Source organism: Suilimivivens sp., assembly GCF_037359455.1.
In the GTDB taxonomy this organism is placed as follows: domain Bacteria; phylum Bacillota; class Clostridia; order Lachnospirales; family Lachnospiraceae; genus Suilimivivens; species Suilimivivens aceti.
Genome location: NZ_JAXXXI010000047.1, coordinates 1 through 12,848 on the forward strand (window position 1 = coordinate 1; position 12,848 = coordinate 12,848).

Below are 12,848 nucleotides of genomic sequence, written 5' to 3' on the forward strand. Positions count from 1 at the left end.
GAAAATGTGAGAAAAAGCGAGTTAACAAGAGAAAAACAAAGATTATTATGGGAGGGAATAAGATGTGGGAATTGAGCCCATTCATGACGTATATTGTAATCATAAATATCATAGGAATGCTCCTATATCTTGTGAATACTCTTCTTTACCGTTTTACTGCTGAAGGCCAGATAGATGCAGTCTTAACCATTGTGTCTATTCTTGGGGGATCATTAGGCATTGTCTTATCGATTTTGATTTTTGACCGCAAAGCTGGAAAAGGCGATATGATGTCCAGAGTGTTCGTGTCTTGTATTCTTGTGATTCAAATTATTTTGTTCCTGGTAATTCGAGGACATTATGCCGATCACATAACTTTGGCTTTCTGGACATTTTTCAATCAACACAAGATTCTCGTGGCGTATCTAGTGATTATTAATTTCATTACGTTCGCGGCCTTTGCAATTGATAAAATAGCTGCTATAGAAAGAAAGTCTCGTATTAGAATTGTAACCCTGTTGGCATTGGCGTTCTTTGGAGGTTCCATAGGAGGCCTTATTGCAATGTATTTGCTAAGGCATAAAACGAGAAAAGATTATTTCACTGTGGGCATTCCATTGATTATGATCATGCAGGTTGTATTATTGCTCTACGCGATGAATGCAAAATGGTGACCTTTACATATAGATAACCTGCTAGTCATTGTATAATGGTTAGCAGGGTTTTCTTGAGAGCAAAGTATTGACGTATGTAGCAGAATATCAAGTAGTACCTGCCAAAAATCGCAGTAGTCTATTTTCGCAAATTCGACTACGTTTGCTGGCACTGATTTGCCTCATTTTGCGCTGAAAACTGAGAATTAACCGAATTCTGTGCATCTTGCAAATCGCGGCATGAGTCGCAAAACGGTGCAAAATACTGCACTTTAGGGCATTGCAGGAAGGAAAATTTAGATGATTAAGATATTATTCATCTGCCACGGCACTCCAGTTTTATGATAATGCATACCTTCGCAGACTGGGGCAACACAGGGCAGAATATGGCAGAAAGTATTGGAATTACTACGGTTTAGACTACTAAGGCTCATGGCTGGAAGTGGGATAAAGGCAAAGGTGTTGGGAGGATTCCTTAGTAGTAAGGGACTACTTGCAGGCAATGTAGTAGATTTTTTATTGATGGAAATGCGGAAAAAATATAAAAACTATTGCAATTTTTCTGAGTTTTGAATATACTATATGTAACAGAGTTGCCCGAAGTCTTTTGGACATTGGGGACCAAGCTGAGTCGTGTGCTCAGCTTTTTTACGTTAAGGAGAGCTTTTATGGATTTGAAAAAACCATTGACCTTTGATGAACAGTTAGATAAGTTAATAGTTCACGGGATGATTGTCGCTGATAGAGAAAAAGCAAAAGATATATTAAAAAGAGTAAATTATTATCGTTTTACGGGTTATGCTTTGCAATTCAGACAAGAGCCTTCTGGTAGTAACTATATTGAAGGAACTACTTTTGAAACGGTATATCATTTATATAAAGTAGATGAAATATTGCGTGATACATTTCGGCGCTATATCGAAAAGGCAGAAGTATATTATAGGACGCAGATAGCATATGGATTTTCAATAGCCAAATGTACGGAAGCTCCGTATGATCAACATTACGATGAAAATAATTTCTATAACAAAAAGGGTTACAAGGAAGTTATGGAAAATTTCAGCAGGGAGAAAAATTATTACAAAGATAGTCTGATTGTGAAACATCACAAGATAAAATATTCCAGCAGAATGCCGTTGTGGGTTATTGTAGAATTAATGTCTTTTTCTAATATGTCTAAGTTATACAGTTCTATGTATTATTCAGAAAAAGATGCTATCGCTCGTATGGTTGGTGTTGGAAAGGATACATTAGAAAATCATCTTCATTGTTTGTCAGTATTACGAAATAAATGTGCACATGCAGCAAGGATGTATAACACGGATTTCAATCCACCAGCAAAATTTACAACATCATTTTTGAAAAAGCATCCGGAGATAAAGAATAACTCATTATTTGCATATACGCTTGTTTTACTGAAAAGACTTCCAGATGAAAGCAGTAAAAAATCTTTGATCCAAACAGTGGAAGCTGTGATAGATGAGTATAGGGATGACATTGATTTGAATCTGATTGGATTTCCAGAGAAATATTTGGAAATTATGGAAAATAATTTGTGAAAAACATAATTATTACATAATACAAGAACTTTAAAAACCATAATTAATAGTAGAGGTGACTATTAGTTATGGTTTTTGTTTTGTGTTTTTTCTGTGCAGAAATGTATTGCAAATGTTGCACATAAATGATGTTGTTTTTGCAGGAGGATAAGTATATGAACAAAACAATTTCAATGAGTATTAGGGTTAGTAAGGAAGAACTTGATAAGTTAAAACAAGCAGCTAGGCTTGAAGCATATGCCTCATATAGTGAGTTTATAAGGAGAACTGCATTAATAGAGGCAGAGAATGTTCTGAAAAAACAAGGAAGGAAAAGACATCAATGATTGATCAAAATAATTTTTCTAGAGTGCCACCCAGGATATCGTGGAAATCGTGGACGACGAGATGGGCGACGATTACGCAAAGCTGGCTGGTCTGACCGCAGAGGAGGACCTAAACGAAACTACCCGGGAGAGCATCCGCAAAAGACTGCCCTGGCTGGTGATTCTGCTGTTCTTAGGCATGGTAGTGTCCGCCGTGGTGGGCGTCTTTGAATCCGTCGTAGCGGTGCTTCCCATCGTCATGTGCTTCCAGTCCCTGATTCTGGACATGGCCGGCAATGTGGGAACCCAGTCCCTGACGGTAACTATCCGGGTACTGATGGACGAAAATCTGACCACCGGACAGAAGGTGAAGCTGATATTCAAGGAAATGAAGATTGGCTTCTTCAACGGCGTGATTCTGACAGTGATGGCCCTGCTGTTCCTGAGAGCCTACATTCATCTGTTTAAGGGCTTTTCCCTGGGCTATTCTATGATGATTTCCGCCTGCGTGGGCGTATCCCTGGTGGGGCCATGGTGGTGTCCAGCCTGGTGGGAACCCTGATGCCGATTTTCTTTAAAAAGGTAGGCGTGGATCCGGCCGTAGCGTCCGGACCACTGATCACGACCATCAATGACCTGGTGGCCATCGTGGTGTATTACGGGCTGGTGGCCGTGGTGCTGATTGATATCATTCATCTGGTGTAAAATCGTTATTTTTAAAATCGAAAAAACAAAAGGCGGATAGGGGTTCCGTATCCGCCTTGATTTTATATGATATATACAAAAATGAGCTAAAAATTTGTGAAAATAGCTAAAAAAATAAAGAAAACAGACTTGATAATTGACAAAATAATCAAAGCGTCATATACTTAATTCGAAGATAGAAAAAAGATAAACACGGATTTCTATTTCTGAAATAATTATAAAATTGCATACTGCCCATTGAAAAAAAGAAAATAGAATTGTATACTTAATTCGATATTAAAAATTAGTAGGTGGTATGATAGATGGATAAGAAATCTTTAAAGGATGTAAAAAGGAATAATACAGCAAAGGTGCTGGAATACATTTTAAAACAGGGGCCTGTTTCCAGAATTGAGATAGCGGAACAAAGTAGATTTTCGCCAAGTACCGTAAGTATGGCTGTGTCGCTTCTTTTGAAAGACGGAATGGTTGAGGAAGTACGGGAAGGCGTATCTACTGGCGGAAGAAAACCGATCCTTTTGCAGATGAAGGAAGACTACGGATGTATCATTACGGTTTCTGTTTTGAGAAACGGTGTGAATGCGGAGGTATTTGATCTGTCCGGTAAACGGATTGCGGAACGTACGCTGATATCGCGGTATACTTCCGGCAATCGACTTTTAAAGGTGATAGGTGGTTTCGTACAGGAAATTCAGAATGGGAAAACAGAACTTCCGACGCGTATCATTGGACTGGGTCTTTTGTGTCAGGATGATCTGCCGGAGTATGATTTAATGACAGAATTTTCCACATCTCTTTCTTCAGACTTGATTCGTCTTGAGACGGCTTTGGCTACCAGATGTGGAGTTCCGGTAAAGAAGGAACTTCTGAATCGTTATAATCTAAATTATTATCTGAAGACGGCTGATGCAAGCTGCACAGATTATGCTTATGTGAATATTGGAGAACGAATCACGGCAAGCTTTGTGCTGAACCGGAAAATGATTCATAATTCGAAGGATTCTATTTTCGATATCAGTTCCGCAGTCCTGAGCGGAAGTTTTGCCGGGTATGAGAATAATCCCGGAGGCTCGATGGCCATTGCCCAGGAAACGGCTCTGAAGAGTTTTTCTGCGGATAAACTTGCAGAAAAGCTTACCCAGGTAATTAAAAGCGCGCTGTTATTCTTCCCGGTCAAGGATGTATTTATCGGAGGACAGGTGGAAGGACTGGAGCAGGTGGTAGAAAAGATATCGCAGAATTTTGCGTTTCAACCGGTGATTCGTAAAGCGGGAGAACCGGGAAAACAGATTTGTGACATTTTTGCACGTCAGATTTTGTGGGAAAACTGTTACGCCCTGATTGAAGTAAATTAACGTATCCTTAGGCATAGTCTGTTTTCCTGTTTGATATAAAAGAACTTAAAGGCGGTACATAAAACTGCGCAGGTGTGGCCGTTTTTAAATAATAAAACAAAAAGGAGAAATGTGATATGCTTCAAGGTATACTGATTTTGTTGTTTATGCTTGTTATCATGGGTCTTATGGTTACCCGTAAGATACCGACAGTACTGGCACTTTTTGTACTGGCTGTTGGAATCTGTCTGATAGGTGGAGTCCCGGCTGTGGCCACGGATGCGGATGGCAATGCTATAGGTTTTTTACAGGCCGTTATCCAGGCGGGTGCTCTCCGGCTTGGTGACCCGATTATGGTAGCAATTTTTGCAGGATGGCTCGGTATGGTGATGGAAAAAACACGTATCAGTGAAACAATGATTAAAAAGGGAGCTGAACTTGGCGGCGATAAGACCCTGATTGTAACCCTGGTACTGTTTATCATCGCATCCATTTTGTTCTCTGTAGTAAATGGACTGGGAACCGTAATCATGGTTGGTACAATTGTGATTCCGATTCTAGTTTCAGTAGGTGTGGATAAGTTTACCGCTTCTGCTGTAATGCTCTTTTCATATTGTGTAGGAAATAACGTGAATTTATCAAATGTAAACGCAATTGGTGCAATTTTGGAAACCAGCTTCGATGACACATTTTTAATTCAGGCAATTTGCGCTGCAGGTGCTTTTGTCTCTGGCATCATATTCTTTGTAGTTCGTTGTAAAAAGGTGGGAAGAAAATTTGCTTTTTCTGCTCCGGTAGGAGAGGCTGAGGATGATGTCTATCAGATAAAAGGAATCATGGGTGGTCTGGCGATGATTACGCCATTGATTCCGCTGATTTTGGTTATCGGCTTTAAGTTTCCGCTGATTATTTCTTTTATGATTGCGATTGTATGGGCCTGTGTCTTCACCAGCCTGAAGGCCGGATGGAGCCGGACCATGAATATGCTGACCAAGACCCTGTTTGATGGATTTTCCGCGACAGCGCCGTCGGCGATGCTGATGATTGGTATCGGAATGCTGCTTCTGGCTATCAATCAGCCTTCTGTAAAGACATCTCTGGAGCCGATTATGCGTGTGGTTACACCGAACGGTCTGGTTTCCTTCCTGCTATTCTTCATTGTACTGGCTCCGTTGTGCCTGTACCGTGGACCGCTGAACCTGTGGGGCCTGGGAGCTGGAATTGCGGCTCTGATGGTGGGCATGAATATCCTTCCGGTCAATGCGGTAATGGGAGGCTTTGCGTCCGTATCCGTTATGCAGCTGCTGTGCTGTCCGACCAATACTCATAATGTATGGGTAACAAGCTATACAGGCGAAGAGGTAACATCTGTTACCAAACGTCTCCTGCCCTGGATCTGGCCGGTTGTTATCGTCGGTGTCGTAGTGAGCGCAGTGATGTGGCTGTAAAAAATTTCACAGAGTAAAAAATGTTGCGGCCTGTAGTATTATAGGTCGCAACACTTTTAAACAGAAAAAGAGGTAGGAACATGAAAGTTAGAATTGGAATTGACGTAGGCGGTACCTTTACGGATGCAGCGCTGATCAATAATGATACGTTTGAACTGGTCAGCACAGCCAAGGTACCTACGACCCATAAGGATAAAGCAGGCGTAGCAGCCGGTATCGTGCAGGTACTGCGTGAGATCATGGAGAAAAATCAGGTAAAGCCGGAAGATGTAGTATTTATTTCCCATGGAACGACACAGGCAACCAATGCCCTGCTGGAAGGCGACGTAGTAAAAGTAGGTATTGTAACCATCGGAAAAGGAATTGAGGGCGCCAAGTCCAAGAGCGATACGGTCATGGGCGACATTCCCCTGACGGCTACCAAGAGCCTTCATTCAGAAAATAAGTATGTGGAGAGTGAAACCGAAGCATTTTGCCAGAATGCAGCTGAGGCAGTGATACAGCTTCAGGAAAAAGGCTGTGAGGCAATCGTGGCGGCTGAGGCGTTCAGTGTAGACCATCCGGAGAACGAGACGAAGGTTTCGGAGATCTGCCAGGAAAAGGGAATTACAGCGACAGCCACCAACGAGATATCCAAGCTTTATGGCCTGAAGGTAAGAACACGTACCGCGGTTGTCAACGCCAGCATTATGCCAAAGATGCTGGATGCAGCCAATATGACAGAATCCAGTATTAAAAAAGCCGGAATTCAGACGCCACTTATGGTAATGCGTTGTGACGGTGGTGTAATGACAGTAGATGAGGTGCGTAGAAGACCGATTTTGACGATTCTGTCCGGTCCTGCAGCAGGAGTGGCCGGAGCGCTGATGTATGAGAAGTTGACCAACGGTATCTTCCTAGAGGTAGGAGGAACCAGTACGGATATCTCCTGTGTGAAAGATGGAAAGGTCATGGTCAAATACGCCGAGGTAGGCGGTCACAAGACCTATCTGACTTCTCTGGATGTGCGCACAGTGGGCATCGGCGGTGGAAGTATGATTCAGATTGAAAATGGAAAAATTTCAGATGTAGGGCCCAGAAGCGTACATATTGCAGGTCTGGATTATGAGGTCTATTCTGACAGCGCAGATATTGTTGACCCGGTTCTCTGTGCGATAAAGCCCACGGATACAGACCCGGATTACGCGTATGTGCAGTGTTCTAACGGAAAAAAATTTGCCCTGTCTCTGGCAGGCGCGGCCAATCTCGCCGGTTATGTAAAGGACGAGGATTATGCAAAAGGAAACGTGGAGGCAGCGAGAAAGGCATGGAAGCCGCTGGCTGACAACATGGGAATGTCTGTGGAGGAAGCGGCGAAGGAAGCGCTTCGGTTGTCTGCCGTGAAGAATGGAAAGGTTGTAAAAGCACTGATTGAAGATTACAATATGGATCCGAGAACCATTGTGCTGGTAGGCGGAGGCGGAGGCGCGGCTGCGGTGGTACCTCATTTGGCAGAAACCCTGTCCATGAAACACCGGAATGCGAAAAACGCGTCGGTTATCTCGACCATCGGTGTAGCGCTGGCTATGATTCGCGATACGGTAGAGCGTACCATTGCCAATCCAACTCAGGAGGACATTCTGGCTGTGCGACGTGAGGCGGAAGAACGAGCCATTCATTCCGGTGCGTCACCGGAGACCGTAGAGGTATCGGTGGAGGTTGATGCGACGAAAAACATGGTAAGAGCTATTGCTATCGGTACGACAGAGCTTCGTTCCAAGGATCTGACTAATCGAAAACTGACAGAGGAGGAGATTCGCAAAAAAGTAGCAGAGCACTTGAATACAGACATAAAGAATGTCTATACGGCGGCAGGCAACGGAATGATGTATGCAATGCAATATAAGATGGTGAGAAAAAAACTCTTTGGCCTGATTAAATCAGTGAGCAAGCCTACAGCGATTGCGGATGAAGAAGGTGTTATTCGTCTTCAGAAAAAGAATGGAAAAGTGTACATGACAGATGGAAAAAACTGGGAGAATGCATTGCTTCGGGCAGTAGACAATATGACGGATTACAATGACGGAGGCAAAACGTTGCCCAATACCTATCTGATATTTGGAAAGCGAATCCTGGATCTATCCGGACTTTTGGACGAAGCACAGATGAAGTCTCTGGCAGAGGTAGAACTTGCAGCAGTCCGGGAGGATGATCAGCTGATGATTCTGACCTCAGCACGAACAGACTAAAGGAGAACTATATGAAGCAATATCCTTTTCCCGATAAAGAGAGCAGTATGCAGATTTTGCTGACAGATTATATGATTCATAAGATACCAAAAGATAAGATAAGGGATGTTTTTGAAATGGCCTGGGCAGTTGGGAAAGCTCAGGCAGAGCAGTTCCTGGAGCAGTACCGGGAGAATGAGCTTCCTGCTATGCTGGACATCCTGAAAAAGGATCAGGTAAAAATTACTTGTGAAGATGTCGATAATGTGCTGGGAAAATACCGGTATTTCTGTGAATATTTGTCCGGGAAAAATCAGCTGACCATATATAAGAAATCAGTGAAACTCTGGAGTGAGCACAATGAAATGTCTTATGAGAATGGGCTGAACCTGATTCTTTATCATGAGTATTTTCATTATCTGGAGCAGAATCAGATTGGTATGCTATCGGCAAGATATCAGGTCCCTATTCTGAAAATTGGGCCAATCTGCGTTGGGAAAACGGGGGTTCCGGCACTGAGCGAGATAGGAGCGAATGCATTTGCATGGGTATGTTGGGAAAAGGGGTTGAAAGAGAAGGAGGAAAATCATGCAGTATACGAAGCAGATTGACAGAATTATAGAGACAGATGTGCTGGTGATCGGAGGCGGTTCTGCCGGGTTTGGAGCAGCGGTGGCTGCTGCACGGAACGGAGCGAAAACTTTGTTAATTGAGCGGGAGCAGATGCTGGGCGGAATGGCGACCGGAGGTCTGGTGGGTCCATTTATGACCTGCTATAACGACGAGCCGACAGAGCAGATTGTGAAAGGAATTTTTGATGAACTCTGTACCCGTACAGAGGAGCGCGGAGGCGCTATTCATCCTTCCAGAGTAGAAGGTATGAGCACCTACAGTTCGTACTATATAAAAAGTCATTGTCATGTGACGCCATTTTCTTCAGAAATATTGGAAGTAGTAATGGAGGAAATGGTACGTGAGGCCGGTGCAGAAATCCTGTATGATGTACAGGTATGTGATGTGCTGACTGATGGAGGGAAGATTACAGGCGTAGTGGCAGCCATGAAAGAGGGAATGGCAGTATTTTGCGCAAAGACCTATATCGACTGTACCGGAGATGCAGACGTGGTTTACTTTGCAGGCGGTGATTTCGTAAAGGGCGATGAGAAGGATGGAGTAATGCAGCCGGTTACCCTGTTCTTTGAAGTAGGCAATATCGATCGGGAGAAGTTTGTGGGCGCTTTGGAAGAGAAAAAAGCGAAGGGTGAGCTGGGAATTCCGGGCGAAAACTGCTGGTCCTGGTATATTAAAGAAGCACGCGCTAACGGCGACTGGGATATCGACCGCCACGAGGTGGGAAATTATGAGGAACCCATTAAAGGCCGCTGGAAAATCAATACTACCCGTATGGCTTACGTAGACGCAACCAGGACAGAGGAAATCAGCAAGGCTGTCATGGAAGGCCGCCGTCAGGTATTTGAAGTACTTCATTTTCTGCAGAAGTATGTTCCGGGGTGTGAGAATATTGAGCTAATTGAGATGGCCTCTCGTCTGGGTGTACGGGAAACAAGACATATCAAGGGACAGTATAAGCTGACTACAGAGGATATCCTGGATAGAAAGCATTTTGAGGATGCCATCTGTACCTTTGCTTATGCTATAGATATTCATAATTCAGAGGGCGGCGGAGCAACTTTCCACCAAGTGAATGATTACTATACGATTCCATTCCGCTGTCTGGTTCCGGAAAAGATAGAGAACCTTCTAGTAGCCGGAAGATGCATCAGCGGAACCTCTGGCGCGGCAGCCAGTTACCGTGTGATTCCCTGCTGCATTGCTACAGGACAGGCAGCGGGAACTGCGGCAGCGTTGGCGCTGGGAGAAGGCTGTGAAGCCGGGGATGTACCGACGGAGAAGCTGAGAGAGACGTTGACTAGACAGGGAGCAGTGATTAAGGATTGAAAAACTGGTACAGTATCTGGGGATACCGAAGTCTGGATTTCGGGGCATTCCCGCTTTATGTGGAAAATGAGACGGAGTATGTGGAGATCTGTGCGTTTCCGCCATGCGAAGCATTTAAGATAAGATTCCAGAATACCTTCGGAACAGAAACACTTCATATAGAAGAGGCATGGCTTGCGGTCAGAGATGGGAAAAAATGTCCTGTCACTGTGAACGGACAGCGTCGGATAGCGGTATCACCTGGAAAAAGGATCTGGTCAGATGAAGTGATCCAGAAGGCAGAAGCAGGGCAAAAGATACAGATCAAGCTTCGATGGTCCGGAAAGAATGTGGTGAAGAGTGCCTGTACCTTTCTGGCAAATTCCATGACGGGTGTATGGTATTCGAAAAATGAAGGTGGATTGACCGGAAGTTTTTTTGAAAAAGAACCATTACATCAATGTGTGACAGGTCTGGATCAAATCGCTGTGTGGACGGAAGAACCTGTCTTTACAGTAGTAGCTTTTGGGGATTCCATTACCCATATGTCCCGGTGGACAGCTCCATTTGCAGAGCGATTGCTGGAGACGTATCAGGGCAGGGTAACGTTACTGAATATGGGGATCTGTGGAAACCGGCTTTTGCATGATGCTTCCGTGGGTTCCGGACATGGAGGCTGGTTCGGAGAGCGTGGAATTGTCCGTTTTGAGCGGGACGTATTTGCAAATGGATTTGTACCAGACGCAGTGATTTTGTTAGAGGGTATCAATGATATCCTACATCCGGCAATAGGGGAAGCTCCCCCGGAGGAGGCGGTCAGTGCGGAAGAGATAGTGGCAGGCCTGGAAAGCTGCGCGGATACGGCACACTATCATCAGACAAAGATTTATGCGGCGACTTTGCTTCCGTTCAAAGGCTGTAAGGATCACTGGCGTCCCTGGCATGAAGAAAAACGTAACTGTGTGAATGATTTGCTTCGTCGGTCAACAGTATTTGATGAAATTTTTGATTTTGACAGTTGGGCGAAGGATCCCGCAGACGAGAGCAGGTTGAACTCCAAGGGTGGCTCAGAGGATAAACTGCATCCGGGTATCGAAGGCGGGAAAACATTGGCAGAGCAGATCGATCTTTCCCTGCTTTGCGGAAAATAAAAAGGAGAAAACCAGAATGAGAAGTGCAGTATTTTACGGAAAACATGATTTGAGAATTGAAGATCATGAGATGCCCAAGGTGGGACCGAAGGATGTATTGATTCAAGTAAAGGCCTGTGGTGTGTGCGGAACAGATGTACATATTTATGAAGGGGACAAAGGAGCAGCAGAGGTAACGCCACCGACGATTCTGGGGCATGAATTTTCTGGCGTGATAACCGAAGTAGGAAGTGAAGTGCAGCATTATCAGGTGGGAGACCGGGTATGCATCGATCCGAACTGCTACTGCGGGGCATGTGATCCCTGCAGAAAGGGAGTAGCTCATTACTGCGAGCATATGATTGGTTATGGAACAACTGTAAACGGCGGTTTCGCAGAATATTGCGCGGTAGATGAGCGTCAGGTTTACAAGCTGGGAGAGCATACAACATTTGAGCAGGGAGCCATGACGGAACCGGTAGCCTGCTGTCTGCATGGCATGGATATGTGTGAGATTCAGCCGGGACATCAGGTAGTCATCATCGGAGGAGGCATGATCGGTCTGTTACAGCTTCAATTGGCAAGGCTGGCAGGAGCCGCGAAAATAGCGCTTCTGGAACCAGTGGAGAGTAAACGTGAAGTAGCGAAAAAGCTGGGTGCTGATGTGTGCATCGATCCGATTCATGAAGATGTAAAAGCATGCCTGAAGGAGGCAGGCATGACCTGGGTTAATACAGTTATTGAGTGTGTGGGACGTCCGTCTACCATTGAACAGGCCATCGATATTGCTGGAAATAAAGCAGTTGTTATGATGTTCGGTTTGACTAAACCAGATGAGACGATTTCTGTGAAGCCATTTGAAATCTTTCGGAAGGAACTGGAACTAAAGGCTTCTTATATTAATCCTTATACACAGAAAAGAGCGCTGGATCTAATAGATTCCGGTCGGCTGGATGTAAGCAGTATGGTGTATGAGATATGCGGTCTGGACAGGCTGGCAGATATCTTAGGAAAACCGGAGCTTCGCGCAAAAGGAAAATATATTATTTCTCCGGAAAAATAAGATAACAGGATACAAACAGAAAGAGGACATTATCAGAGAAAATGTATGATAATGTCCTCTTTCTATTGACACAGGAAATCCCCGTGCAAATTCCGCTTCATCGGATCACGCATTCTTATAAAGTGTTATAGTTTTTTCGTAGTCATTATTTTTAGATTACGAAAGGAGGCATTTTTATGCAGGACTAGGGATATTAGTACAGGAACTTACAGTATGCCGACTGTTGCAGCCGGAAAGGTTATGAATGAAATTGAAAAGGAATCTGATTTCAGAAAGATAGCGACAGTTATTCGTGCATATAAAAATGGTTATAGAATCTTTGCGAAGGATTGTAAGGATAAAGCGGAATTTGTAGCGGAGGGAGCTGCAATTCCAGTATATGAAAGTACAGGAGATTTCAATGAAAAAACGATTGAAAGCTATAAGCTGGCATCTATCGTTACATTGGATGAGGATTTTGTAAATGATGCAGGATTTGATATTGAAAAGTATCTGACACAAAAGCTTGGAAAGTCATTTGGAAAAGC

Annotated in this window: 11 protein-coding genes and 1 pseudogene; all 12 read left to right on the forward strand. The window is 44.0% G+C overall.

Annotated features, from left to right (window positions below):
- The coding region (locus WJQ40_RS09855; RefSeq protein WP_337539745.1) for a DUF1294 domain-containing protein at window positions 1–653 on the forward strand (653 nt) is incomplete at its 5' end.
- Between the two features lie 647 nt (window positions 654–1,300).
- Entirely contained in the window at window positions 1,301–2,191 is an 891-nt protein-coding gene (locus WJQ40_RS09860) for an Abi family protein (protein WP_337539748.1), read from the forward strand.
- Between the two features lie 155 nt (window positions 2,192–2,346).
- The gene (locus tag WJQ40_RS09865; protein ID WP_337539751.1) at window positions 2,347–2,517 is read left to right on the forward strand and encodes a DUF1778 domain-containing protein; all 171 of its coding nucleotides are present in this window, start codon (window positions 2,347–2,349) and stop codon (window positions 2,515–2,517) included.
- A 28-nt stretch (window positions 2,518–2,545) separates the two neighbouring features.
- Window positions 2,546–3,201, forward strand: a pseudogene (locus WJQ40_RS09870) (magnesium transporter); the annotation flags it as partial.
- Between the two features lie 302 nt (window positions 3,202–3,503).
- Window positions 3,504–4,556 carry a helix-turn-helix domain-containing protein gene (locus WJQ40_RS09875; protein ID WP_337539753.1) on the forward strand — a complete coding sequence of 351 codons (1,053 nt, stop codon included), beginning with the start codon at window positions 3,504–3,506 and terminating at the stop codon, window positions 4,554–4,556.
- 116 nt (window positions 4,557–4,672) lie between these two features.
- Window positions 4,673–5,983 carry a C4-dicarboxylate ABC transporter gene (locus WJQ40_RS09880; protein WP_337402590.1) on the forward strand — a complete coding sequence of 437 codons (1,311 nt, stop codon included), beginning with the start codon at window positions 4,673–4,675 and terminating at the stop codon, window positions 5,981–5,983.
- 80 nt (window positions 5,984–6,063) lie between these two features.
- A complete protein-coding gene (locus WJQ40_RS09885) occupies window positions 6,064–8,211 on the forward strand; it encodes a hydantoinase/oxoprolinase family protein (RefSeq protein ID WP_337402593.1) in 2,148 nt (715 codons plus the stop codon).
- 11 nt (window positions 8,212–8,222) lie between these two features.
- Window positions 8,223–8,801 (forward strand): hypothetical protein, encoded by a 579-nt coding sequence (locus WJQ40_RS09890; protein ID WP_337539757.1) that lies wholly within the window; start codon window positions 8,223–8,225, stop codon window positions 8,799–8,801.
- The gene (locus WJQ40_RS09895; RefSeq protein WP_118797898.1) at window positions 8,779–10,149 is read left to right on the forward strand and encodes an FAD-dependent oxidoreductase; all 1,371 of its coding nucleotides are present in this window, start codon (window positions 8,779–8,781) and stop codon (window positions 10,147–10,149) included. The genes WJQ40_RS09890 and WJQ40_RS09895 overlap by 23 nt, the downstream gene beginning before the upstream one ends.
- The gene (locus WJQ40_RS09900) at window positions 10,146–11,279 is read left to right on the forward strand and encodes a GDSL-type esterase/lipase family protein (protein WP_337539763.1); all 1,134 of its coding nucleotides are present in this window, start codon (window positions 10,146–10,148) and stop codon (window positions 11,277–11,279) included. Before WJQ40_RS09895 ends, WJQ40_RS09900 begins: the two co-directional genes overlap by 4 nt.
- A 16-nt stretch (window positions 11,280–11,295) precedes the next feature.
- Window positions 11,296–12,321, forward strand: coding sequence for a zinc-dependent alcohol dehydrogenase family protein (locus WJQ40_RS09905; protein ID WP_337402602.1), 1,026 nt, complete (start codon window positions 11,296–11,298; stop codon window positions 12,319–12,321).
- 213 nt (window positions 12,322–12,534) lie between these two features.
- Window positions 12,535–12,848: phage major capsid protein (locus WJQ40_RS09910; protein WP_337539767.1), on the forward strand; the 314-nt coding region annotated here is incomplete at its 3' end.

Bases quoted from the DNA above. Each gene is read 5' to 3' on its own strand.
- WJQ40_RS09860 (WP_337539748.1), top strand. From the start codon at position 1,301: ATGGATTTGAAAAAACCATTGACCTTTGATGAACAGTTAGATAAGTTA.
- WJQ40_RS09865 (WP_337539751.1), top strand. From the start codon at position 2,347: ATGAACAAAACAATTTCAATGAGTATTAGGGTTAGTAAGGAAGAACTT.
- WJQ40_RS09875 (WP_337539753.1), top strand. From the start codon at position 3,504: ATGGATAAGAAATCTTTAAAGGATGTAAAAAGGAATAATACAGCAAAG.
- WJQ40_RS09880 (WP_337402590.1), top strand. From the start codon at position 4,673: ATGCTTCAAGGTATACTGATTTTGTTGTTTATGCTTGTTATCATGGGT.
- WJQ40_RS09885 (WP_337402593.1), top strand. From the start codon at position 6,064: ATGAAAGTTAGAATTGGAATTGACGTAGGCGGTACCTTTACGGATGCA.
- WJQ40_RS09890 (WP_337539757.1), top strand. From the start codon at position 8,223: ATGAAGCAATATCCTTTTCCCGATAAAGAGAGCAGTATGCAGATTTTG.
- WJQ40_RS09895 (WP_118797898.1), top strand. From the start codon at position 8,779: ATGCAGTATACGAAGCAGATTGACAGAATTATAGAGACAGATGTGCTG.
- WJQ40_RS09905 (WP_337402602.1), top strand. From the start codon at position 11,296: ATGAGAAGTGCAGTATTTTACGGAAAACATGATTTGAGAATTGAAGAT.